Origin of the sequence: Streptomyces sp. NPDC050842, from assembly GCF_044456565.1 — a bacterium.
Classification (GTDB): domain Bacteria; phylum Actinomycetota; class Actinomycetes; order Streptomycetales; family Streptomycetaceae; genus Streptomyces.
On the sequence record NZ_JBITGA010000021.1, the window covers coordinates 1 to 22,720 of the forward strand.

A 22,720-nucleotide genomic window follows, 5' to 3' on the forward strand; every position below is an offset into this window, starting at 1 on the left:
TTCCCTTCGGTACTTCGTGTTCTTGCGTTTCCGACTCTATCAGATCTTTCCGATCCGATTTCCTCGGTGCTTTCCGGTCCCTTTTGTTTTCACTCCGGGGGCCTTTCGGCGTTTCCGACTTTATCAGATTCATTTCGGCCGACCTAATCGGTGGCTTTCGTGATTCGAATGAGAATCGGAATGACTCCGGGGGAAGAATTCCCTACTGGAGTGAGTAATACTCTACTCGGTTGCTGCCGAACTGTCCAGTTCCAGGCAACCGTTTGAATCTACCTCCCCACGGCCGCCGTGTCAAGGGCTTTTGTGGGCACCGGAGGAGACTAGCAGCTCAGAGGGGTGGTCCGCACATCAGGCTGCGGTGGGGAGTGCCGCGCTGCGGTCGGGTTCCTCGAGGTCGCCCGTGGTGCCGGCGCGGGAGGCGCGGCCGCCCAGGACGTAGACGTAGGAGAGAAACGCCAGCTCAGCTGCGATGCCGATGGCGATGCGGGCCCAGGTCGGCAGGCCCGAGGGGGTGACGAAGCCTTCGATCAGGCCCGAGACGAAGAGGACGAGGGCCAGGCCGATGGCCATGCCGACGGCCGCGCGTCCTTGCTCCGCCAGGGCGGCGCGGCGGGTGGTGGGGCCCGGGTCGATGAGGGTCCAGCCGAGGCGGAGGCCCGTGCCGGCGGCGACGAAGACCGCCGTCAGTTCGAGCAGACCGTGGGGAAGGATCAGGCCCAGGAAGACGTCGAGGCGGCCCGCGGAGGACATGAGACCGATGCCGACGCCGAGGTTCAGCATGTTGAGGAAGAGGATCCCCAGTACCGGGATGCCCAGGAACGCGCCCAGGACCAGGCACATGGCGGCGGCCTGGGCGTTGTTCGTCCAGACCTGGGCCGCGAAGGACGCCGCCGGGTGGCTGGAGTAGTACGTCTCGTACTGGCCGCCGGGGCGGGTCATCTCTCGGAGGTCCGTGGGGGCGCCGATCGAGGACTGGACCTCCGGGTGCGTACCGATCCACCAGCCGAGGAGGACCGCCAGCAGGGTGGAGAGGAGTGCTGTCGGGATCCACCAGTGGCGGGAGCGGTAGACGGCCGCGGGGAAACCGGCGGTGAGGAAGCGGGCCGCGTCGCGCCAGGAGGAGCGGCGGGTGCCGGTGACCGTGGCGCGGGCCCGGGCGACGAGCTGGGTCAGGCGGGCCGTGAGCTGGGGGTCCGGGGCGGTGGACTGGACGATGGAGAGGTGCGTCGCCGTGCGCTGGTAGAGGGAGACGAGTTCGTCGGCTTCGGCGCCTGTGAGCTTGCCGCCCCTGCGCAGCAGGAGGTCCAGGCGTTCCCACTCGGCGCGGTGGGCGGTGACGTAGACGTCGAGGTCCATGATCGGCTGCTGCTCCAGGCACTTGCTGCGGACAGGTCCGTACTACTGCGGCGCGCTGCGGATCAGCTTGGCAGACTGGCGTTCGGAGAGTCTCGGAGAGTCTGGGAGAGGTGGGCGCCGTGAGTGGGGTGGTGACGGGGGACGCCGTCGTCCTGGGGTTGCAGTCGGCGCGGCTGCCGAGCCGGGCGTTGGCGGTGCTCATCGACCTCGTCGTCGTGTGGGCCGTGTATCTGCTGGTCATGATCGGGCTGGCGTTCGCGACGGCGTCCTTGGACGAGGCCGCGGCGACGGCCGTGTCGATCGCCTGCTTTCTCCTGGTCCTGGTGGGGGCGCCGATCGCGGTGGAGACGCTGTCGCACGGGCGGTCGCTGGGGAAGCTCGCCTGTGGGCTGCGGGTCGTGCGGGACGACGGGGGGCCGATCCGGTTCCGGCACGCGCTGGTCCGCGGGGCGATGGGGGTCGTGGAGATCCTGATGACCTTCGGGGTGATCGCCTGTATCGCCTCGCTCGTGTCCGAGCGGGGGCGGCGGATCGGGGACGTGTTCGCGGGGACCCTGGTCGTGCGCGAGCGGATACCTGCTGCGCGGGCAATGGTCGTGCCTCCGCCGCCGCCTTGGCTGGTGGGGCGGTTCGCCGGGATCGATCTGTCGTCGGTGCCGGAGCGGTTGTGGCTGGAGATACGTCAGTACCTGACGCGGGCGCGTGAGCTGGACCCGTTCGTGGGGCGGCGGCTCGCCGAGCGGCTGGCCGACGAGCTGGTGGCGCTGACCGGGACGCCTCCGCCGCCGGGGGTGCCGGCCGACGCCTTTCTGGCGGGGGTCGTCGCCGAGCGGCAGGCGCGGGACTCGCGGCGGGCCTTCGCCCCGTCGTCGGTGGAGGGCCTGCCCGCTGCTCCTGTCGTCGCTCCGGTCGTCGCTCCGGTCGTCCTGCCTCCCGTGGTCCCGGCGGCCGGTGCGGTGCGTGAGGAGGGCCGGCCTCGGGCCACCGGGTTCGCTCCGCCCGCCTGACGGTCAGGGGAAGACCGAAGGCGGCGTTTCCAGGGCTTCCAGCTCGATGCCGGGAGCGGCGAGGACCACGTCGCCGGCGATGTGGACGGTGTGCCGCTCCCCCGTGTCCAGGGTGCTGACCTGGTACTCGTCGACGATCAGGGGGCCGTTGTCAGTGGCGTGCGCTTCACTTTTCAGCAGGGCCCAGGACTGGTCGACCGTGAGGGGGGCGAGCACCGGATCCGTGAAGGCGACGAGCCGGAGGCGGGTCTCGGGGGATTCGGGGGTGAGTCGCAGGAGTCGCGTGATCGCGACGAGGAACGCCGGGGACGTGCCGGTGAAGGCGTGGGCGCGCACATTGCCTTCGGTGGCGTGGGTTCCGGTGGGGTCCGTGCGGACCCAGGTGACGCCGTCGAGGGCCGCGCCGCGGACCTGCCAGCTCGAGGCGTTGAGTTCGAGGCGGATCGGGCGGCCCAGTTCGTCGACGGCCAGGTCGACGGAGCCGAGGTGGTCGCCGGAGGGGGTGACGGTCTGGGAGACGTAGCGCCAGCCGGAGGGGCCGGGGGCGCAGTGGAAGTGTTCTTCACCGAGGGGGGTGTGGTCGTGCGGGTCATGGAGCGAATATCGGCCGCGGGGCATGGATCGGTCCTCGGGAGGGTGCGCTTCCAGGAGCGGTGACGGGGGCGGGACGGGGCAGGCCCCCCGACACGGGGGTGCGGGGGGCCTGCCTGAGTCCTCTACGGGTGTCCGGGACGGCGTCGCGTCAGCGCGCGGGTGCCGTCGGCCGGGGCATCAGTAGCGGTAGTGGTCCGGCTTGAAGGGACCGTCGACCTGGACGCCGATGTAGGAGGCCTGCTCCGGGCGGAGGGTCGTCAGCTTGACGCCGAGGGCGTCGAGGTGGAGACGGGCGACCTTCTCGTCCAGGTGCTTCGGGAGCGTGTAGACGTCGGTCGGGTACTCCTCCGGCTTCGTGAAGAGCTCGATCTGGGCCAGGGTCTGGTCCGCGAAGGAGTTCGACATGACGAAGGAGGGGTGGCCGGTCGCGTTGCCGAGGTTCAGCAGGCGGCCCTCGGAGAGGACGATCAGGACCTTGCCGTCGGGGTAGGTCCAGGTGTGGACCTGCGGCTTGACCTCGTCCTTGACGACGCCGGGGGTGTTGGCGAGGCCGGCCATGTCGATCTCGTTGTCGAAGTGGCCGATGTTGCCGACGATGGCCTGGTGCTTCATCTTGGCCATGTCGGCGGCCATGATGATGTCCTTGTTGCCCGTGGTCGTGATGAAGATGTCCGCCGTCTCGACGACGTCGTCCAGGGTCGTGACCTGGTAGCCGTCCATGGCCGCCTGGAGCGCGCAGATCGGGTCGATCTCGGTGATGATGACGCGCGCGCCCTGGCCGCGGAGGGACTCGGCGCAGCCCTTGCCGACGTCGCCGTAGCCGCAGACGACGGCGGTCTTGCCGCCGATGAGGACGTCGGTGGCGCGGTTGATGCCGTCGATGAGGGAGTGGCGGCAGCCGTACTTGTTGTCGAACTTCGACTTCGTCACCGCGTCGTTCACGTTGATCGCCGGGAAGAGCAGGGCGCCCTCGCGGTGCATCTCGTACAGGCGGTGGACGCCCGTCGTGGTCTCCTCGGTCACGCCGCGGATCTCGGACGCCAGCTGGGTCCACTTCTGCGGGTTCTCGGTGAGGGTGCGGTTCAGGAGACGGAGGATGTAGCCGTACTCCTCGCTGTCCGCGGTGGACGGGTCCGGGGCGGAGCCGGCCTTCTCGAACTCGACGCCCTTGTGGACGAGGAGGGTGGCGTCACCACCGTCGTCGAGGATCATGTTCGGGCCGCCGGTGGGCGTGTTCGGCCAGGTGAGGGCCTGCTCGGTGCACCACCAGTACTCCTCCAGGGTCTCGCCCTTCCAGGCGAAGACCGGGACGCCCTGCGGGTTCTCCGGGGTGCCGTTCGGGCCGACGGCGATGGCCGCGGCGGCGTGGTCCTGGGTGGAGAAGATGTTGCAGGAGGCCCAGCGGACCTCGGCGCCGAGCGCGACGAGCGTCTCGATGAGGACGGCGGTCTGCACGGTCATGTGCAGGGAGCCGGTGACGCGGGCGCCGGCGAGCGGCTGCTGCTCGGCGTACTCGCGGCGGATCGACATCAGGCCGGGCATCTCGTGCTCGGCGAGGGTGATCTCCTTGCGGCCGAAGACGGCCAGGGAGAGGTCGGCGACCTTGAAGTCCTGATGGGCGGCAGTCGTCATGACTGTGCTGCTCCTCATGTGGTTCGGGTGCGAGGGTCGATTGAGGCGCCGGGCACCACGGCCGGCCCTGGGCACACGAATGCCCGGGCGTTCCACGGTGCCGTCGTCGGAGGCCCTCTCTCCCTCGGCCGGTCCGCTGGACCGCCCGACCGCCATCAGCAGCGACGTCTGGCTGATCTCGAATCTACACCGACAGGGGCGGCCGCCCACAGTCCGCATCGGAGGCAGTTCGGGCGGGTTCACGTCAGTTCTGGCCAGCGGTGGCCCGTTCTGGCTTGATCCACGCGATGACTCGTGCGAGCGCACCAGGCCCCCGGGACCTGGAGGTCGCGGGGGCCTGGTGGTGGTGGTGGCGGGGTCGGGCCCCGCCGTGGTGGGTCAGTGGGCGGAGCCGCCCGATGTCTTGGCAGGGTTCTCGCCCGTCGAGGCCGCGGTCTCGCTGAAGATGTCCGGCTCCAGGTAGATCACGCGGGCGATCGGGACGGCCGCGCGGATGCGCTCCTCGGCCGCGTTGATGGCGTTCGCGACCTCGGTCGCCGTCTCGTCGTGGCGGACCGCGATCTTGGCCGCGACGAGCAGCTCCTCGGGGCCGAGGTGGAGCGTGCGCATGTGGATGAGGCGGGTGACGGTGTCGCCGTCGACGACGGCCGCCTCGATCTTCTGGACGTCGTCGACACCGGCGGACTCGCCGAGGAGCAGCGACTTGGTCTCGGCGGCGAGCACGATCGCGATCACGATGAGCAGGACACCGATGCAGAGGGTGCCGATGCCGTCCCAGACGCCGTTGCCGGTGCCGAGGGCGAGGCCGACGCCGGCGAGGGCGAGCACCAGGCCGACGAGGGCGCCGAGGTCCTCCAGGAGGACGACGGGGAGCTCGGGGGCCTTCGCCCGGCGGACGAACTGCGTCCAGGTGAGGCCGCCGCGGACCTCGTTCGACTCCTTGATCGCGGTCCGGAAGGAGAAGGACTCGGCGATGATCGCGAAGACGAGGACGCCGACCGGCCAGTACCAGGCCTCGATGGCGTGCGGGTCCTTGATCTTCTCGTAGCCCTCGTAGATGGCGAACATGCCACCGACGGAGAAGAGCACGATGGAGACGAGGAAGGCGTAGATGTAGCGCTCTCGGCCGTAGCCGAAGGGGTGCTGCGGGGTCGCCTCGCGCTGGGCCTTCTTGCCGCCGAGGAGCAGCAGACCCTGGTTGCCGGAGTCGGCGAGCGAGTGCACGCTTTCCGCGAGCATCGAGGACGACCCACTGAAGAGGTACGCCACGAACTTGGCTACGGCGATCGCGAGATTGGCGGCGAGTGCCGCCACGATCGCCTTGGTTCCGCCTGACGCGCTCATGGGTGTACGAGGTCCCTTCGTCGATGCTCCGGCTCTGTCGCCGCGGTTCGGCCGGTCATTCTCGCATCAGGCCACGGCGGTCAGGCCACGACGGTCGCGCGAAAGACCGTTCCCTCGCCGGAGAGTTCGGTGGGCTCGCCCGCCGGCACGAAGACGGACCGGCCGGAAGCGAGGGTGACCTCGCCGGCCTTCGGGCGGCCCGCGACGGCGAGCAGGATCTGCGGCGTGGGTGTGGTGACGTCGGTCGGGGCGGCGCCCTCGGCCCGTACGAAGCGGGAGAGCCGGAACTCGTCGATCGGGGTGTCGTAGACCTCTTCCCCGGACGGGGAGGCCTCTGGGCGCAGGACGCCGGCGTCGTTCGGCTCGAAGCGGACGACGCGCAGGAGTTCGGGGACGTCGACGTGCTTGGGGGTGAGGCCGCAGCGCAGCACGTTGTCGGAGTTGGCCATGATCTCGACGCCCATGCCGTCGAGGTAGGCGTGCGGCACGCCCGCGCCCAGGTAGAGCGCCTCGCCCGGCTGGAGCAGGACGTGGTTGAGCAGCATCGCGGCGATGACACCGGGGTCGCTCGGGTAGTGGTGGGCGAGGCTCGCGAACGGGGCGTGGGCGCCGCCCAGGCGGTCCGCGGCGGCCGCCGCCTCGGCGACGGTGTGCGCCATCTCCTCGCGGTCGGCTGTCAGCAGGGCTGTCAGGACCTCGCGGAGCGCTGCCTCTTCGGGGTGGGCGTGGAGGAGGTCCACGTACGGCTTGAGGGAGTCGACGCCCAGCGCGGCGATGAGGTCGGCGGCCTCGGTCGGGGCGCGGAAGCCGCACAGTCCCTCGAAGGGGGTGAGGGCGCAGATCAGTTCGGGCTTGTGGTTCGCGTCCTTGTAGGTGCGGTGCGGGGCGTCGACGGGGATGCCGGCGGCCTCCTCGGCGGCGAAGCCCGCGCGTGCCTGGGCCAGGTCGGGGTGGACCTGGAGGGAGAGCGGGGCGCCTGCGGCGAGCACCTTGAACAGGAAGGGGAGGCGCGGGCCGAACTTCGCGACGGAGGGCTCCCCCAGTTCGCGTACGGGGTCGGCGGCGATGAGCTCATTGAGCGGGCCGCGCTCGGTGCGGGAGGGGGCGCCGGGGTGGGCGCCCATCCACATCTCGGCCTGGGGTTCGCCGGTGGGGGCGACGCCGAGGAGTTCGGGGATGGCCGTCGGGGACCCCCAGGCGTAGGGGCGGACGGTGTTGACGAGGCGGTCCATGATGCCTGCCAGCTCCTCGGGGTGGTGACGGATGGTGAGGGGTGTCGGGTGACAGGTGACAGGGGGCGGGTGACGGATGGGTGACGTGGCGGGGGTCGGGGTGGTGACGGGGTGATGGACGCGGTGGGTCAGTGCTCGTGGTCCGGGCGGCCCGGGGTCGCCAGGGCGAGGTAGACGGCCGCGAAGTCGGTCACGGCGAGCAGTTCGGCCAGGGTTTCGAGGTCGCCGCCCTCCTCGGGTTCCAGTTCGCTGATGGCCGTCTCGTGGCCGAGGGCCAGCTCCCGCGCCGCCGGGGCGGCGGTCAGGCCGTCGGACGGTCTGTCGCGCAGCAGGACGACCCTCGCGCGCAGCGCCTGCGGCTCCTCGACCCGGTCGCGGAAGAAGTCGTCGGGGTCCGCGCCGGCCGCGTAGTCGCCCGCGAGCAGCACACCGTGCGCGGGCAGGGCCTCGGGAAGTTCCGCCGCGAGCGCGGGCAGGCCGGCGAGCTCGGCCAGGACGCTCGCGAAGCGGCGGCCGGCGGGGCCCGCCGCGAGGCCCTCGGTCCAGATCAGCGGGAGCGAGTCGGCCAGTTCGGCGGCGAGCGTCTTGGCCGGGTTGCTGTACGTGGCGATGGCCGGGCCGCAGCGTTCGGCCGTGCGGTCGAGCCGGTCGGCGACCTTCTCGAGGGCCTCCGGCGGCGCGTCGACCAGACCGACGCGGTCGAGGAGGGCGAGGAGCGGGGTGAACAGGGCCCAGAGGGCGCCCGGGCTCGCGGCGAGGCTCTCCGCGTACTCGTCGGGCGACTCGTTCGGGGCGGTGGCCATCGGGACGAACAGGCCGTGTGAGCCGCCGACCGCCTCGGCGAGCGGGGAGGCCTTGGGGGCGACGGCGACGACCGTGATGCCGCGGCGGTACGCCTGTTCGGCGAGGAGCGCGAGGCCGGGTTCCGAGCCGTCGGTGGTGGGCAGCAGGAGCAGGTCCACCGAGCCCGCCCAGCCGGGCAGGGCCCAGCGCAGGGCGCCCGCGGCGGGGGCGACGCCGGTCGGCCGGAGCCGTACGACGGGGGCGGAGGCTCCCGCGAGGGCGCCGATCAGGTCCGCGACGCCCGCGGCGGCGGTGCCGGGGCCCGCGACGAGGACCGTACGGGGACGGCCCTCGGGGTGCAGGTCGGCGATGCCCGCGTCGCTGGCGTGGCGGGCGGCTGTCCGTACCCGGGCGCCGGCTTCGGCGGCGCCGCGGAGGAGGCCGCGGCGGTCGGCCAGGGCGAGGGCGTCCGGTGCGTCGAGGAGGGTCTCGTCGAGCATGTGGCGGTGCCTCCCGGGTGGGTGCGGGGTGTGTGCGGGTGGTGGTGCCGGGTGCGCGTGCGCGTGCCGGGTGCGCGGTGGTGCCGGGTACGGGTGCGGGGTGCGGGTGCGCAGTCGTGCCGGCTGCGCCCTGCCTTCGGCAGGGCTTGTCGTGTACCCACCCGCACCACCCGTGCGGGTGGGACGACAGAAGCGCGGGTCGTCCCGTAGGGGGTGCTCGCCGTCGGCGGCGGACCCTCCGGGGGTGGCGGCGGGGCTGCGGGCTCGTGGGGCGGGCTGCCCGTGGCCGTCGGCGCCGGTCGTGGCACGGCTACCAGGCGGGGCACCCGCCGCCCGCCGCCTCTGCGGGGCACTGCGCCAGGGGGCGTCGTTCCGCGGCCCGGGCCCCGGAGTGTCTGGTGTGTTCCGGGGCCGGGTGTCGCGGGGCTCGGGGCGGGGAGCACCGGTGGGTCAGGCGGGGCGGCGGGCCTCGTCGGTGAGGAGGACCGGGATGCCGTCGCGGACCGGGTACGCGAGGCCGCAGTCCGTGCCGGTGCAGACCAGTTCGGGGGTCTCGTCCGCCGTGCGGTCGTTCAGCGGAGCGTGGCACGCGGGGCAGGCCAGGATCTCCAGGAGGCCGGCTTCGAGCGGCATGGGGTGTCCCTTCGAACAAACGGTGGTGGTGCTGCCCTTCGGGCCAGGTCAGCCTACCGCCGGGGGACGGGGGGCGCGGCTCGGCGGCCGGTCCTCCCGTACCCCCGGCGGGGTGGTGTCAGCCGGTCGCGCGGACCAGGGCCAGGACCTCGTCGCGGATCTTGGTCATGGTGGCCTCGTCGCGGGCCTCGACGTTGAGGCGGAGCAGCGGCTCGGTGTTCGAGGCGCGGAGGTTGAACCACCAGTCGGCGGCGGTGACCGTGAGGCCGTCGAGGTCGTCGAAGGTGACCCCGTCCTCGGCGGCGTACGTCGCCTTGACCTTCGCGGTGCTGGCCTGCTGGTCGGCGACCGTGGAATTGATCTCGCCCGACGAGGCGTAGCGGTCGTAGGCCGAGACCAGGTCGGAGAGGGTGCCCTCCTGGCCGCCGAGGGCCGCGAGGACGTGGAGCGCGGCGAGCATGCCCGTATCCGCGTTCCAGAAGTCCTTGAAGTAGTAGTGCGCCGAGTGCTCGCCGCCGAAGATGGCGCCGGTCTTCGCCATCTCCTCCTTGATGAAGGAGTGGCCGACGCGGGTGCGGACGGGGGCGCCGCCGTTCTCGCGGACGACCTCGGGTACGGACCAGGAGGTGATCAGGTTGTGGATGATCGTTCCGCCGGGGTTCTTGGCGAGCTCGCGGGCGGCGACGAGGGCCGTGATCGCGGACGGGTTGACCGGCTCGCCGCGCTCGTCGACGACGAAGCAGCGGTCGGCGTCGCCGTCGAAGGCGAGGCCGAGGTCGGCGCCCTCGGCGAGGACGCGGGCCTGGAGGTCGACGATGTTCTTCGGGTCGAGGGGGTTGGCCTCGTGGTTCGGGAAGGTGCCGTCGAGCTCGAAGTACATGGGGACGGTGTCGAGCGGGAGGCCGTCGAAGACCGTGGGGACGGTGTGGCCGCCCATGCCGTTGCCCGCGTCGACGACGACCTTCAGCGGGCGGATCCCGGTGAGGTCGACCAGGCCCTTGAGGTGGGCGGCGTAGTCGTCGAGGGTCTCGCGCTCGGTGATGGTGCCGGCGGTGGCGGCCGCCTCCGGGGCGCCCGTCTCCGACCACTCCTCGGCGAGGGCGCGGATGTCGGCGAGTCCGGTGTCCTGGCCCACGGGGGCCGCGCCCGCGCGGCACATCTTGATGCCGTTGTACTGGGCCGGGTTGTGGGAGGCCGTGAACATCGCGCCCGGCAGGCCGAGGCTGCCCGAGGCGAAGTACAGCTGGTCGGTGGAGCAGAGCCCGATGAGGGTGACATCGGCGCCGAGGCGGGCCGCGCCACGCGCGAACGCGTTCGAGAGGCCGGGCGACGAGGGCCGCATGTCGTGGCCGACGACGATCGCGTCCGCGTCCGTCACCCGTACGAAGGCGGCGCCGAAGAGCTCCGCGAGCTGCTCGTCCCACTGGTCCGGTACCACTCCGCGGACGTCGTACGCCTTCACGATCTGCGACAGATCGGCAGTCACGGATCACCCTCCTGAGTTCTCGGCACGCGTGTGCGGCGCGTGTAGGAACGCCAAAACTACCCGGAGAGGATCGGGGGTACGCGGACGGTGGCCGGTTGGCGTCAGTTGTCGGGGGAACGGAGCACCCTGAGGTGCCCTCGGCGGCCGACCTCCATGGGGTCTCCGCCACGGCCTCCGCCGCCCTTGCCGCCGGCCTCGGCCGCGCGCTCGTGGGGGCGGGCCGCTTCCCGTACCGCGTTGGCCAGGGCTTCGAGGTCGTCGCCGCTGGGGCGGGCCGGGGCGGACCCGTCGGTGAGCCGCACCACCTCCCAGCCGCGCGGCGCGGTGAGGCGCTCGCTGTGCTGGGCGCACAGGTCGTAGCAGTGGGGCTCGGCGTAGGTGGCGAGCGGGCCGAGGACCGCAGTCGAGTCGGCATAGACGTACGTCAGTGTCGCGACGGCAGGGCGGCCGCACGCGGTGCGCGAACAGCGACGTACAGGGCTCACGACGTTGGACGGTACCGCACTCTTGACCGGGCCGCGACGACTCTCCCTCAGGTCACTCGCCCGTGTCGCGCTGTGACCTCCGACACGCGCCTTCGGGGCGCGACGGTGCTGACCTGCACGGGAGGGGACGTACGGCGGTGGGGGCAGGAGGCGATCCGGACAGTCGGGGATACAAATCCGGTCAACCAGGGCCAGATGGCCGATCGCGACACGCTGCCGATTCGGGCGCGTGGGCGGCCGGAATGTTCAGGTTTCGACAGTGGGGGCGGTCGGGCGGGAGAACCTGGCGAGGATCCGCCACGGTGCGGAAACACCGAGGAGGGTTACGCTGCGTCAGTGATGGACAGTCCTGTGCCGCCGAACCCCTCGCACCCCTCCACGGAGCCCCCGGCGGAGCCTCGGGTCCGCCGCCGCGACCGTCACGGGCGCGGGATGCGGGGGCCTGTCGCCCCGCCCCAGGTGCCGCTCTCCACGAGCCGGTCCGACACCTTCCGCGATCTGGTGCTGGATTCGGTCGAGCGCCTGGAGCGGCACTGGCCGCAGCTCGCGGACATCGAGTTCCTCGTGATGGAGGTGCCGCCGCCCGTGCCGGGCGAGACGGTGCCGCTGGGCGGTTCGGCACCCGCCGACAAGGGCGAGCCAGCCCGGGTCGTCGTCTACCGGCGGCCGGTCGAGATCCGCTCGAAGAGCCGCGACGAGCGCGCGCTCCTCGTCCACGAGGTGGTCGTGGAGCAGGTCGCCGAGCTCCTCGGGCTCTCCCCCGAGTCGGTCGACCCCCGGTACGGGCAGGACTGACCCCCGTAAGGGCTAGGACCGGCCCCGGTGCGGGAAAGCCCCGTAGGGGTGGCGGAACCACTCTTACGGGGACTGTCCCGCCCTGCTCAGTCTTCGAGTCAGTCTTCGAGGACCTTGAGGTCCTGGTGCGCCGACGGGACCTCGACCGTGCCCCGGTCGTCGGTGAGCGGCTGGACCGTGAACATCTTGACGTCGTCCTCCGGCAGCGCCAGCGTCCGTGACGCGTGCACCTTGCCACCCGAGACCGGTTCCACGGTCAGCGCGTAGGTGCCCTTGAGGCCCTGGGGGACGAGGTCGGTCAGGGCCGTCGTCGTGCCCGCCTTGACGGTGACGGTCCTCGACACCGGAGTGCCCCCTCGTGAGCCCGCCGAGGCCGTGACCTTGACCTGGGCGTCGGCGCCGGTCGCCGTGAGGGCGAGCGTCGACGCCTTGGCGCGGTTGTCGGCGACCGTCGCGCGGGCGGAGATCGCCGACGTCGCCGGGATGAAGGCGATCTCGGCGCTCTCGCCCTTGCCGCGGACGACCTGGAGGGCGGCGACCACCGGGGTCGCCTTCTTCGGGTCGCTCGGAGTCAGCAGCAGGGAGCCCGCCTGGCCCCGGGTGAGGTCCGGCAGGTCGACGGAGGCCGTCATCCCGGACTTCACGTGCAGGGTGCCGGCGCCCGCGGGGACGATCGTGCCCGTCGGGGTGGCCAGCTGGATCTTGAGGTCGGCGTCGTCGTCGCCGGGGACGAACGCCACGAGCCGTACGGAGGTGGCGTCGGCCGGGATGCCGGGGAGCACGGCGCTGCTCGCCGGGTCGGCCGCGGCGGCGAGCCAGTCGCTGCCGAGCTTGTCGTCGGCCGCGCCGATGGCGGCGCCGACGCGTCCGCTGCGGGTGGTGACGTGGACGGTGACGTCCCGCTGGGCGGCCGAGCCGGTGAGGGTGGAGAGGAGGACCGGGACCGTGGAGCGGGCGGGCACCGGGATGCCCTCGGTGAACTGGGACTTGAGGACGCCCTCGGGGCCGTACAGCTCGATGTCGGCGACGGCGGCCGTGTCGTCCGGGTTGGTGAGGTGGACGTAGTCCTGGCGGTCCTTGGCCGTGGAGGCCGCCGGGAACCAGAAGTCGGTGTCGGGAGCGCCGCAGGTGAGGCCGAGGAGGCCGCGGGCGCCGCCCGCCGTGACGGCGGTGGTCTGCTGGACGGTCCAGCCGGGGGCCAGGGTGCCGGTCGCCGCGCCGGTGAGGGCGGGCGCGGAGCCGCCGTTCGCCTCGGCGGTCACGGGTTTGCCGGGGGCGGTGACGGTGGCGGGGGCCTTCGGGGCCTTCGACTTCTTGCCGCCGCCCGAGCCGCCGCCGCGGGTCGCCCCGCTCGCCGCCGGCCTCAGCTGGGCCGTGGGCTGCTCCGCCGTGGCGGAGGTACCGGCCGTCGTGCCCGCCGGAGCCGTGCCCGGCGTGCCTGCCGGGGTGTACGAGGTGTAGACGGTCTCGGCCACCTCGGAGGTGCTCGGGGCCGGGCAGACGAGGCCCGCGCGCTGCACGGGCAGTCGGGTGGGGGCCTTGGCCACGGGGGCGGCGGTGCTGTCCGGGGTGGTCAGGGTGGCGAAGCCGGTGACGGCGGCGAGGGCCGTGGTGACCGCGATCAGGGAGAGGGTCGTGCGCTTCACTGGTTGCTGCTCCCGTCGGGACGCTGCTCGGTCTCGTGACCCTGGGGGTAGTCGTAGCCGTAGGCGTACGGGTCGTACGGCTGCTGCTGCGGCTGCTGTTCGTACTGCGCCTGCGGGTCGTACTGCTGCTGCTCGTAGCCCTGGTCCGCGTACTGCTGGGGCTGCTGGGGCTGCTCGTAGCCCTGCTGGGGGTACGCGTACGGCTGCTGCTGGTACGGGTCCGCCGCGTACTCCTGGTAGTAGCCCTGGTCCGCGTACGGCTGGGCGTGCGTCGGGTCCTGAGCCCCGCCCTGGTCCTGCGCGTGGGGCTGGGCGGTCTGGGCGTAGGCCGGGTCGTACCCGCTGCCGTCCCATGCCTGGTCCTGTGCCTGTTCCGGCTCGTACGCCTGCTGCTCCGGGATCGGGACCGGAGCCGGAGCCGGAGCCGGGTGCTGCTCCTGGTCGGGTGCCTCGGTGCCCTCGGCGGCCTCCGCCTCCGCGGCGGCGCGGAGGCGGCGCGCGCGGCGGCCGTCGCCGTCGGTCGCCTGGGCGGGGATCGCGAGCTCCTCCTCGGGCAGGTCGTCGTCGATCTCGCGGCGGCGGCCCGGCAGGGCGAGGACGAGCAGGACGACGGCGATGCCGAACTGCGTCCAGGTCCACACGGTGTGCGTGAACGGCTGGTCGTACGTGAGGTCGAGGCGGCCGCCCGTGGCGGGGAGCTCGAAGCCCTGGGCCCAGCCGTCGACGGTGGTGCCCGTCAGCTCCTTGCCGTCGAGGGTGGCGGTCCAGCCCTCGTCGGCGCGGTCGGCGACGCGCAGCACGCGGCCCGCGGGGCCCGCCGGGATGTCGGTGTGCGCCTCGACGGGGCCGGCGGCGACGGCGACCGGCTTCGCGGCCCCGGTCGTGTCGTCGGCCTTCGCCGCGTCCCCGGTCTTCGCGGCCGGCGGGACGATCATGATCCGGGCGATCTCGCGGTCCACGCGCCAGAGCGCGCTGCCGTCGAGCTGGCTGAGGCGGCTGAGGCCGGGGGTCGCGTCGAGGACACGGCTCATCTGGCGCGGCGCCCCGTCCCGTACGAGGACGTAGCGGATCGCGTAGCCGCTGAGTTCCTGGGTCTGGTCGGCGCCGGAGCCGGCGACGAGGTGGGCGACGACCGCGTCGAGGCGGGGGTCGGTGTCGGCGGCGGCGGAGAGTTCGCCGTCGCCGAGGCGGGCGCCGGAGCCGCGGACCAGGGTGTACGTGACCTCGCCGGGCGAGGTGCCACCGAGGACGAGCGTCCGGGGCTGGTCGCGGGTGCCGCTCTCCTCGGCGACGAAGGCCGGGACCTGGACCGGGTCGCGGCGGGTCAGCGGGCCGTCGGCGCCGCCGATCATCCAGCCGGCGGCGGCGACGGCGGGGCCGACGGCGCAGGCGAGCGCGATGAGGGCGGCGACGGGCTGGCGCCAGCCGAAGCCGTGGGCGGCGACGCGGGTGCGGCCGCCCTCGGCGCCGATCATGCCGGCGGCGATGAGGGCGGCGCCGTAGACGAGGGTGGCGGGGCCGGCCCAGCCGGTGCCGTCCGCGCCGTTGGAGAGGACGGCGAAGAGGAGTCCGGCGAGGGCGGCGGTCCAGGCGACGAGGACGGCGAACCTGCGCTCCTCGCGCAGGAGGCCGGCGAGGGCCGCGAGGACGAGGCCGATGAGGAGGAGGCCGCCGGTGGTGCCGGGGCCGCCGGGGCTCGTCGCGAGCAGGTCGAGCGCGGTCGCCGTGCCCGTACGGACGTCGAGACCGGCCTCGCGCAGGAAGGCTGCGGGGTCGGTGAGCAGGGAGAGCGACCAGGGCGCGAGGGCGAGGATCGGGGTGCCGACGGCGGCGAGGAAGCGGAGCCCGTACGCGGTGATGTCGGAGCGGTGGACGACGAGGACGCCGAGGCCGAGGAGGACGGCGAGCGGCCACACGATCGGGGTGAACGCCGTCGCGAAGGTGAGCAGGAAGGCGTACGCCCAGGTGGCGCGCCAGCTGCCGCGGTCGGGCCTGTTGAAGCCGTGGGCGGCGACCGCGGCCCGGGCGACCAGCGGGAGCAGGATCGCGAGGACCGCGGTGCCGAGCCGGCCGGTGGCGAGGGCGCCGGTGGCGGCGGGCAGGAACGCGTACGCGACGGCGCCCCAGGCGCGCAGGAGCCGGGACTCGACGATCGGTCGGGCCGCGAAGTACGCGGTGAAGCCGGCCAGCGGGACCGAGCAGACGAGCAGCAGGGTCAGCGCGGTGGACGTGGAGCCGAGGAAGAGCGCGGAGAGCGCGGCCAGGACGCCGAGGTAGGGCGGGGCGGTCTGGGTGCCGCCGGTGCCGATGGCGTGCCAGGCGTCGGCGTACCGCGACCAGAGGTCGGAGACGGTGTCGGGGGCGGGCAGCAGGGCGCCGCCGGCCAGCGAGCCGCCCGCGAAGAGGTTGCGGCAGGCGACGAGGGAGACGAGGAGCAGGAGGCCGAAGAGGATCGGGCCGGGTTTGCGGGCGATCTTCTTGAGCCGGGCGAACTGCTCGATCTCCAGGTAGTCGGCGTCGTCGCCGCCGGGTCCCGACTCGACGACGCCGTGGCGGGAGCCGCCCGAGTCGGCCTCCGCGCCGCCGACGTTGGCGGCGAGCTGCTCGACGGCGGCGCGGACGGTCGCGCCGGGCGGCGGGAAGAGCGGGCGGAGCTCGCCCGCCGCGACGGCCGGGTTCTTGCGGCGCTTGCGGGCGGCGAGGATCTTCTCGGGCCGCAGGAGGGTGGCGAGGAGGCCGGTGACCTCGTCGACGGCCTGGCCGGGGACCTTGCCGACGAGTGAGGCGAGGGTGCGGACCAGGGTGCTGAGGACGAGGCGCAGGAGGACGTACGGGAGGGCGCGGCCCGGGGTGTTGGCGAGGAGCGCGTAGACGGCGCCGGACTTGTCGACGCGGTGCGGGCTGGCGGCCGTGCGCCCGGCGCAGTCGACGGTGCGGCGCTCGCGGGCGGACGCCTCGGCGTGCCGGAGGACGGCGTCGGGGGCGACGAGGACGCGGTGGCCCGCGGAGTGGGCGCGCCAGCACAGGTCGACGTCGTCGCGCATGAGGGGCAGGCGGCGGTCGAAGCCGCCGAGCTCCTCGAAGACGTCGCGGCGGACGAGCATGCCGGCGGTGGAGACGGAGAGGACGGAGCGGACCTGGTCGTGCTGGCCCTGGTCCTGTTCGCGCCGGTCGAGTCCGGTCCAGCGGCGGCCGCTGTGGGCGATGGAGACGCCGACTTCGAGGAGCTGCTTCCGGTCGTACCAGCCGCGCAGCTTGGGGCCGATGACGGCGGCGTACGCGTCGGAGTCGGCGACGCGCAGGAGTTCGGCGAGGGCGCCGGGCTCGGGGGCGCAGTCGTCGTGCAGGAGCCAGAGCCACTGGACCGGTTCGCCGTGCGGGAGTTCGGGGAGGTCGTAGGCGTCGTCGTTCCACGTCCGGCTGACGGGGTCCCAGCCGCTGGGGCGCTTCAGGTACGGCAGGTCCTCGGGTCCCAGGACGGGGGCCGTGCGGGCGGCCTCCTCGACCGCGGTGCCGAAGCCGGTGCGGCGCGCGAGGTGCAGGACGCGGTCGGTGCCGATGGCGTCGGCGACGAGCCGTGCCGAGTCGTCGGCGCTGCCGGTGTCGGCGGCGACCACGTTCTGCACGGGGCGCTCCTGGGCGAGCAGCCCGGCGAGGGCGTCGGGCAGCCAGCGGGCACCGTCGTGGGTGACGAGCACGGCGGTGACGACGTGTCGCGGAAACTCAGGAGTTGAGGACATCGAGCTACGGGCCCTCCGGCCGGGGTCGCCCGCGGGGGGCGTGGGGTGCGTCTCGGACGGAGGCCCACACTAACGGCTGTGCGCGGGGCGGCACGCAGAACGGTCCGCCGCCTGTGGACAGAGCACAGGGGGCGGACCGTTCGTCATGTCCTGGTGTGCGCGCTTCCGCGCGCGGGGCCCGGAGGGCTTGGGGAGCCCGGCCTCGACCGGGATCGGGCTTGGGGCCCGGGGCCGGACGCGGCTCAGACGGCGGCCTTCTTCAGGCGGCGTCGCTCGCGCTCGGAGAGGCCGCCCCAGATGCCGAACCGCTCATCGTTCTGCAGGGCGTATTCGAGACACTCGGAGCGGACCTCGCAGGCGAGGCAGACCTTCTTGGCCTCGCGGGTCGAGCCGCCCTTCTCGGGGAAGAAGGACTCGGGATCGGTCTGGGCGCACAGCGCGCGCTCCTGCCAGCCGAGTTCCTCGTCCGCGTCCTCGACCAGCAGTTCCTGGAACAACTCGGTCATGTGCGCCCCTCGTCTGTTCTGTGCGTCCCCGTGATGTGGCCGTTGCCGAACCCGGCCGAACGACACGAGTGAAATTACAAGTTCGTGCTCTGTGCGAGTCAAGCCGAGATCTGCTATTGGGCCCCGTATTCACTCTGCGGAACCAAGCCTATGCGGAAAGTGTTCAAATCACCAAAAAACGTGACACATGCCACCGGCCTGGCCGTACCGCACAGGCCCCTCACGCAAGAGAGGACGTCCGAGACTTGGATCTTGTTGCGATCCAGCCATGGAAGCGATCCGGATCACATTCCGATCACGGAGAGTGACGGGTGAGCCAGAGGCTCACCGCGTGGGCGCCGCCATGTTTACGGGCACGGTTGATGCGCCATCTCTCCTGGTCCGCACGTGAACAAACCTTTCTCCGCGCACGGTAACCGGATGAGGTGAAACATTACCGCCAAATCGGGCATTGGGTTGACAGTCGGGTCCTCCTCCCGCCACCTTTGGTGGCATGCCAGCGACCACTGCGACCGCCGCGACCCACACCCGTGGGTTCCGCCGCGCTGTCCAGGTCGGCTGTCGCTGTTGTTGTTCCAGCTGTTGATGCCGTAGAGCTCCAGCTTCTTTCCCCCAGCGTCACCCTGCGTCACTCGCGTCACCTTTCTTCGTGACCCCCCACCGCTTCTGTTTCTGCTGAGGAACCTCCCCACCCATGAACATGGACAGCGACCTTCAGATCGCCGGCGACATCCTCGAGGTCCCGCACCTCCTCCAGCCCGAGCGCGCCCACCCCGTCACCGTGGCCGAGTTCGCCGGGCTCGCACGCTCCATCGCCGACGACCGCTCCCAGTGGGCCCCGTACGTCGAGTACGACGCCACGACCCGCTGGTACCACCGGCTCCGCACCGGCCCCGGCTACGAGGTGTGGCTGCTCTCCTGGGTGCCGGGCCAGGGCAGCGGGCTCCACGACCACGGCCTCTCCTCCGGCGTCCTGACCGTCCTGGAGGGCGAGTTGACGGAGCGTACGGAGAGGGGCGCGCGGACGCTCGACGGCGGCGCGCAGCGCGTGTTCGCGCCGGGGTACGTCCACGAGGTCGTCAACGACTCGCTCGAACCGGCCGTCAGCCTGCACGTCTACTTCCCCGGCCTGACGGACATGCCGATGCACGAGTCGCTCCAGGGTCAGTGCGCCCCGGCCGACCCGGCTGTCGTCGTCGCCTGACAGACTGCCGACCATGCGCATTGTGGTTCTGGCCGGTGGCATCGGTGGTGCCCGCTTCCTTCGCGGCCTCAAGCAGGCCGCGCCGGACGCGGAGATCACGGTCGTCGGCAACACCGGTGACGACATCCATCTCTTCGGGCTGAAGGTCTGCCCCGACCTGGACACGGTGATGTACACCCTCGGCGGTGGCATCAACGAGGAACAGGGCTGGGGCCGCCTCGACGAGTCCTTCACGGTCAAGGAGGAACTCGCGGCGTACGGCGTCGGACCCGAGTGGTTCGGCCTCGGCGACCGGGACTTCGCGACCCACATCGTCCGCACGCAGATGCTCGGCGCGGGCTTCCCGCTGAGCGCCGTCACCGAGGCGCTGTGCGCCCGCTGGCAGCCGGGCGTGCGACTGCTCCCCATGACCGACGACCGCGTCGAGACACACGTCGCGATCGAGGTCGACGGCGAGCAGCGGGCCGTGCACTTCCAGGAGTACTGGGTGAAGCTGCGCGCCTCCGTGGACGCGAAGGCCGTCGTGCCCGTCGGCGTGGAGGCGTCGAAGCCCGCGCCGGGCGTCCTGGACGCGATCGCCGAGGCGGACGTCATCCTCTTCCCGCCGTCCAACCCCGTGGTGAGCGTCGGGACGATCCTGGCCGTGCCCGGGATCCGCGACGCGATCGTCGCGGCCGGCGCCGCCGGGACCCCGGTCGTGGGGCTCTCCCCCATCGTCGGCGACGCGCCCGTGCGCGGCATGGCCGACAAGGTGCTCGCGGCGGTCGGCGTGGAGTCCACCGCGACGGCGGTCGCCCTGCACTACGGCTCCGAACTCGTCGCCGGCTGGCTGGTGGACACCGTGGACGCGGGCGCCGTGGCGGACGTCGAGGCGGCGGGCATCCGCTGCCGCGCGGTGCCGCTGATGATGACGGACGTGGAGGCGACGGCCGCGATGGCGCGTGAGGCGCTGGCGCTCGCCGAGGAGGTACGGGGGTGACGGGCGGCCACCCGTCCCCGTACGGCTCCCCGGTCGGGGGGGCCTCTGTCGGTGGTGTCTCTGCTGCCGGTGGTTCCCCTGTCGGTGGCTCTCCTGCGGGCGGCTCCTCTGTCGGTGGCTCCCCCTCGTACCGGGTGTGGGCGCTGGGCGGGCTGCCCGAGGTGGCGGCCGGGGACGATCTGGCCAAGCTCATCGCCTCCGTCTCGCCGGAGCTCGTCGACGGTGACGTCCTCCTCGTCACCTCCAAGATCGTGAGCAAGGCCGAGGGGCGGGTGATCGCCGCCGGCGACCGCGAGGAGGCGATAGACGCCGAGACGGTACGGGTGGTGGCGCGGCGCGGCGCGCTGCGGATCGTCGAGAACCGGCAGGGTCTCGTCATGGCCGCCGCCGGGGTCGACGCCTCCAACACCCCTTCCGGGACGGTGCTGTTGCTGCCCGAGGACCCCGACGCCTCCGCGCGGCGCATCCGTTCGGGGCTTCGCGACGCGCTCGGCGTCGACGTCGGGGTCGTCGTCACGGACACCTTCGGGCGGCCCTGGCGCAGCGGCCTCACCGATGTCGCGATCGGCGCGGCCGGGGTGCGGGTCCTCGACGACCTGCGCGGCGGGACCGACGCGTACGGCAATCCGCTGAGCGCGACCGTGGTCGCCACCGCCGACGAACTCGCCGCCGCCGGCGACCTCGTGAAGGGCAAGGCGAACGGGCTGCCGGTCGCCGTCGTCCGCGGCCTGCCGCACGTGGTGGGCGGGGACGAGGAGGCGGGGGCGCGGGCGCTCGTGCGCGGCGCCGCCGACGACATGTTCCGGCTCGGGACGTCGGAGGCCGTACGGGAGGCGGTGACGCTGCGGCGGACCGTACGGGAGTTCACCGACGAGCCCGTCGACCCGGGTGCGGTACGGCGTGCGGTCGCCGCGGCCGTGACGGCGCCGGCCCCGCACCACACCACGCCCTGGCGGTTCGTCCTCCTCGAGTCGCCCGAGTCGCGGGTGCGGCTGCTCGACGCGATGCGGGACGCGTGGATCGCGGACCTGCGGCGGGACGGGAAGTCCGAGGAGTCCGTCGCCAAGCGGGTGCGGCGCGGGGACGTCCTGCGCAACGCGCCCTATCTGGCCGTGCCCTGCCTCGTGATGGACGGCGCCCACCACTACGGCGATCCGCGCCGGGACGCCGCCGAGCGCGAGATGTTCGTGGTCGCGGCGGGCGCGGGCGTACAGAACTTCCTGGTGGCGCTGGCCGGTGAGCGGCTGGGCTCGGCGTGGGTGTCGTCGACGATGTTCTGCCGGGACGTCGTACGGGACGTCCTCGGGCTGCCGGAGGGCTGGGACCCGATGGGGGCGGTGGCCATCGGGCATGCGGCGGTGGCGCCGGGTGCGCGGCCGGCGCGGCGGGCTGCGGAGTTCGTCGAGGTTCGCTGAACCTTTTCTAGAGGTGGGCGATCTTGCCCGGTGCCATCCGGGGCGCCCTGCGGGGCGGGACGCGGCCGCTGAGGAGGATCAGGCGGGCCGCGCGGTGGCGTTGGCCCTCGTACGGGGCCAGGAGCTCCAGCATCGCCGCGTCGTCGGTCGTGCGGTCGCCCGTGAGGGCCCAGCCGACGATGCCCGGGAGGTGGAGGTCTCCCGTGGTGACCTCGTCCGGCGCGCCGTTGCTGCGCTGGACCGTCTCGGCGCTCGTCCACGGGCCGATGCCGGGGATCAGTTCCAGGCGCCGGCGGGCCGCCGGCGGGTCCATCTGCGCCGCCTCCTCCAGGCGGGCCGCCGCCCTGGCCGCGCGGACGATCGTGGCCGAGCGTTTGCCGTCGACGTTCGCGCGGTGCCACTCCCAGGACGGGATCAGGGCCCAGGTGCGGGCGTCCGGCATCACGTGCATGCCCTCGGGGGCCGGGCCCGGTGCGGGTTCGCCGTACTTCCGTACGAGGAGCCGCCAGGACCGGTAGGCCTCGTCCGCCGTGACCTTCTGCTCCAGGACCGACGGGATCAGGGACTCCAGGACCAGGCCCGTGCGGGTGAGGCGGAGGCCGGGGCGGCGGCGGTGGATGGCGGCGAGGAGCTTGTGGCGGGGGACGAAGGCGGTGGGGTCGTCCTCGGCGCCGGTCAGTGCCGGGAGGCGGTCCAGGAGCCAGGGCCCGCCCGCGCCCCAGGCCTCGGCCGCGAGCCGGCCGTCGCGGACGTCGACGCGGATCGTGCCGGGGCCGGCGGGGGTGCGGCTGGCCCGCCAGACGGAGCCGTCGGGGGTGACGCGGAAGGTGGGGTCGGCGGGGCCGCGGCGGAGGGGGCCGAGGGTGAGGCCGAGGTCGGGGGGTGGGGTCGTGGCCGGACGCCCCGCCGGACCCGGGTCCAGGTCCTGGACCTCGTCCTGGTCCTGGACCACCTCGTCCTGGTCCGCCGTGGCGGGTACGGGGACGGCGCCGCCGCGCACCGTGGTGCGGGTGGTGGGGGTGCGGGGTGGGAAGCGGCCGGCCATGGCTACGAGCCTAGCGGGGGCTCGTGCGGGGCTTGGCGGGGTTTGTCCGTGCGGGATCTCCCGTGCGGGGCCTTGGCCCGGGGACGTGCGGGTCCCTGCCTGGTGCCGTGCGGGTCCTGGGGGTGAACGAGCAGGGGGACGGGCGACGCCCTGGGGGCGTTGTGCCCACCCGTTCCGCCCTGCGGAACGTATGCCCACAACGTGGGTGGCGACGGCCCCGCCGCGGGCGCGGAAGCGCGGCGCGGGCGCGGAAGCGCGGCGCGGGCGCGGAAGCGCGGCGCGGGCGCGGAAGCGCGGCGCGGGCGCGGAAGCGCGGCGCGGGCGCGGAAGCGCGGCGC

At 73.1% G+C, this 22,720-nt stretch carries 18 protein-coding genes; 5 read left to right on the forward strand and 13 right to left on the reverse strand.

All coding sequences use genetic code 11. From position 1 onward, the window contains the following. Positions 1-348: 348 nt before the first annotated feature. Positions 349-1,356 (reverse strand): stage II sporulation protein M, encoded by a 1,008-nt coding sequence (locus ACIBG6_RS38665; RefSeq protein WP_399227460.1) that lies wholly within the window; start codon positions 1,354-1,356, stop codon positions 349-351. A gap of 119 nt (positions 1,357-1,475) precedes the next feature. Between ACIBG6_RS38665 and ACIBG6_RS38670 the strand changes: the two genes are divergently transcribed. Then, positions 1,476-2,363 carry an RDD family protein gene (locus ACIBG6_RS38670; protein WP_399227461.1) on the forward strand — a complete coding sequence of 296 codons (888 nt, stop codon included), beginning with the start codon at positions 1,476-1,478 and terminating at the stop codon, positions 2,361-2,363. Between the two features lie 3 nt (positions 2,364-2,366). Here the strand turns inward: ACIBG6_RS38670 and ACIBG6_RS38675 are convergent, their stop codons facing one another. From ACIBG6_RS38675 to ACIBG6_RS38710, 8 genes are all read right to left on the reverse strand, one after another. Next, positions 2,367-2,981: a hypothetical protein gene (locus tag ACIBG6_RS38675; RefSeq protein ID WP_399227462.1), complete on the reverse strand. Its 615-nt coding sequence runs from the start codon at positions 2,979-2,981 to the stop codon at positions 2,367-2,369. A gap of 153 nt (positions 2,982-3,134) precedes the next feature. Further along, entirely contained in the window at positions 3,135-4,589 is a 1,455-nt protein-coding gene (gene ahcY, locus ACIBG6_RS38680) for an adenosylhomocysteinase (RefSeq protein WP_384153181.1), read from the reverse strand. Between the two features lie 378 nt (positions 4,590-4,967). Continuing rightward, a complete protein-coding gene (locus tag ACIBG6_RS38685) occupies positions 4,968-5,933 on the reverse strand; it encodes a cation diffusion facilitator family transporter (RefSeq protein WP_399227463.1) in 966 nt (321 codons plus the stop codon). 80 nt (positions 5,934-6,013) lie between these two features. Beyond that, positions 6,014-7,165 (reverse strand): mannose-6-phosphate isomerase, class I, encoded by a 1,152-nt coding sequence (gene manA, locus ACIBG6_RS38690; protein WP_399227464.1) that lies wholly within the window; start codon positions 7,163-7,165, stop codon positions 6,014-6,016. A gap of 128 nt (positions 7,166-7,293) precedes the next feature. Beyond that, positions 7,294-8,448 carry an SIS domain-containing protein gene (locus ACIBG6_RS38695; protein WP_399227465.1) on the reverse strand — a complete coding sequence of 385 codons (1,155 nt, stop codon included), beginning with the start codon at positions 8,446-8,448 and terminating at the stop codon, positions 7,294-7,296. Between the two features lie 450 nt (positions 8,449-8,898). Further along, complete coding sequence (locus ACIBG6_RS38700; protein WP_030221689.1) at positions 8,899-9,081, reverse strand: Trm112 family protein; 183 nt, start codon at positions 9,079-9,081, stop codon at positions 8,899-8,901. Positions 9,082-9,199: 118 nt separating this feature from the next. Further along, positions 9,200-10,567: a phosphomannomutase/phosphoglucomutase gene (locus ACIBG6_RS38705; RefSeq protein ID WP_399227466.1), complete on the reverse strand. Its 1,368-nt coding sequence runs from the start codon at positions 10,565-10,567 to the stop codon at positions 9,200-9,202. Positions 10,568-10,668: 101 nt separating this feature from the next. Next, positions 10,669-11,103, reverse strand: coding sequence for a DUF3499 domain-containing protein (locus tag ACIBG6_RS38710; RefSeq protein ID WP_399227483.1), 435 nt, complete (start codon positions 11,101-11,103; stop codon positions 10,669-10,671). 288 nt (positions 11,104-11,391) lie between these two features. Here ACIBG6_RS38710 and ACIBG6_RS38715 point away from each other — a divergent pair, with 288 nt between their 5' ends. After that, complete coding sequence (locus ACIBG6_RS38715) at positions 11,392-11,847, forward strand: metallopeptidase family protein (RefSeq protein WP_329625681.1); 456 nt, start codon at positions 11,392-11,394, stop codon at positions 11,845-11,847. A gap of 98 nt (positions 11,848-11,945) precedes the next feature. Here the strand turns inward: ACIBG6_RS38715 and ACIBG6_RS38720 are convergent, their stop codons facing one another. The 3 genes from ACIBG6_RS38720 to ACIBG6_RS38730 form a co-directional block, all read right to left on the reverse strand. Further along, complete coding sequence (locus tag ACIBG6_RS38720; RefSeq protein WP_399227467.1) at positions 11,946-13,493, reverse strand: DUF5719 family protein; 1,548 nt, start codon at positions 13,491-13,493, stop codon at positions 11,946-11,948. After that, the gene (locus ACIBG6_RS38725) at positions 13,490-17,233 is read right to left on the reverse strand and encodes a glycosyltransferase family 2 protein (RefSeq protein WP_399227468.1); all 3,744 of its coding nucleotides are present in this window, start codon (positions 17,231-17,233) and stop codon (positions 13,490-13,492) included. Before ACIBG6_RS38725 ends, ACIBG6_RS38720 begins: the two co-directional genes overlap by 4 nt. 242 nt (positions 17,234-17,475) lie before the next feature. Further along, entirely contained in the window at positions 17,476-17,739 is a 264-nt protein-coding gene (locus tag ACIBG6_RS38730) for a WhiB family transcriptional regulator (protein ID WP_015033978.1), read from the reverse strand. Positions 17,740-18,433: 694 nt separating this feature from the next. On the opposite strand from ACIBG6_RS38730, the gene ACIBG6_RS38735 reads away from it, so the two are divergent. The 3 genes from ACIBG6_RS38735 to ACIBG6_RS38745 all read left to right on the forward strand — a co-directional run bounded on the left by ACIBG6_RS38735 (position 18,434) and on the right by ACIBG6_RS38745 (position 21,337). Then, the gene (locus ACIBG6_RS38735; protein WP_399227469.1) at positions 18,434-18,943 is read left to right on the forward strand and encodes a cysteine dioxygenase; all 510 of its coding nucleotides are present in this window, start codon (positions 18,434-18,436) and stop codon (positions 18,941-18,943) included. Between the two features lie 13 nt (positions 18,944-18,956). Further along, positions 18,957-19,922 (forward strand): 2-phospho-L-lactate transferase, encoded by a 966-nt coding sequence (cofD, locus tag ACIBG6_RS38740; protein ID WP_399227470.1) that lies wholly within the window; start codon positions 18,957-18,959, stop codon positions 19,920-19,922. Positions 19,923-20,056: 134 nt separating this feature from the next. After that, entirely contained in the window at positions 20,057-21,337 is a 1,281-nt protein-coding gene (locus ACIBG6_RS38745) for a coenzyme F420-0:L-glutamate ligase (protein ID WP_399227472.1), read from the forward strand. Between the two features lie 7 nt (positions 21,338-21,344). On the opposite strand, the gene ACIBG6_RS38750 is transcribed toward ACIBG6_RS38745, so the two are convergent. After that, on the reverse strand, positions 21,345-22,382 hold the full coding sequence (locus ACIBG6_RS38750) for a DNA-3-methyladenine glycosylase family protein (RefSeq protein WP_399227473.1): 1,038 nt from the start codon (positions 22,380-22,382) through the stop codon (positions 21,345-21,347). Positions 22,383-22,720: the final 338 nt, after the last annotated feature.

Bases quoted from the DNA above. Each gene is read 5' to 3' on its own strand.
- ACIBG6_RS38665 (WP_399227460.1), bottom strand. From the start codon at position 1,356: ATGGACCTCGACGTCTACGTCACCGCCCACCGCGCCGAGTGGGAACGC.
- ACIBG6_RS38675 (WP_399227462.1), bottom strand. From the start codon at position 2,981: ATGCCCCGCGGCCGATATTCGCTCCATGACCCGCACGACCACACCCCC.
- ahcY (WP_384153181.1), bottom strand. From the start codon at position 4,589: ATGACGACTGCCGCCCATCAGGACTTCAAGGTCGCCGACCTCTCCCTG.
- ACIBG6_RS38685 (WP_399227463.1), bottom strand. From the start codon at position 5,933: ATGAGCGCGTCAGGCGGAACCAAGGCGATCGTGGCGGCACTCGCCGCC.
- manA (WP_399227464.1), bottom strand. From the start codon at position 7,165: ATGGACCGCCTCGTCAACACCGTCCGCCCCTACGCCTGGGGGTCCCCG.
- ACIBG6_RS38695 (WP_399227465.1), bottom strand. From the start codon at position 8,448: ATGCTCGACGAGACCCTCCTCGACGCACCGGACGCCCTCGCCCTGGCC.
- ACIBG6_RS38700 (WP_030221689.1), bottom strand. From the start codon at position 9,081: ATGCCGCTCGAAGCCGGCCTCCTGGAGATCCTGGCCTGCCCCGCGTGC.
- ACIBG6_RS38715 (WP_329625681.1), top strand. From the start codon at position 11,392: ATGGACAGTCCTGTGCCGCCGAACCCCTCGCACCCCTCCACGGAGCCC.
- ACIBG6_RS38725 (WP_399227468.1), bottom strand. From the start codon at position 17,233: ATGTCCTCAACTCCTGAGTTTCCGCGACACGTCGTCACCGCCGTGCTC.
- ACIBG6_RS38730 (WP_015033978.1), bottom strand. From the start codon at position 17,739: ATGACCGAGTTGTTCCAGGAACTGCTGGTCGAGGACGCGGACGAGGAA.
- ACIBG6_RS38735 (WP_399227469.1), top strand. From the start codon at position 18,434: ATGAACATGGACAGCGACCTTCAGATCGCCGGCGACATCCTCGAGGTC.
- cofD (WP_399227470.1), top strand. From the start codon at position 18,957: ATGCGCATTGTGGTTCTGGCCGGTGGCATCGGTGGTGCCCGCTTCCTT.
- ACIBG6_RS38750 (WP_399227473.1), bottom strand. From the start codon at position 22,382: ATGGCCGGCCGCTTCCCACCCCGCACCCCCACCACCCGCACCACGGTG.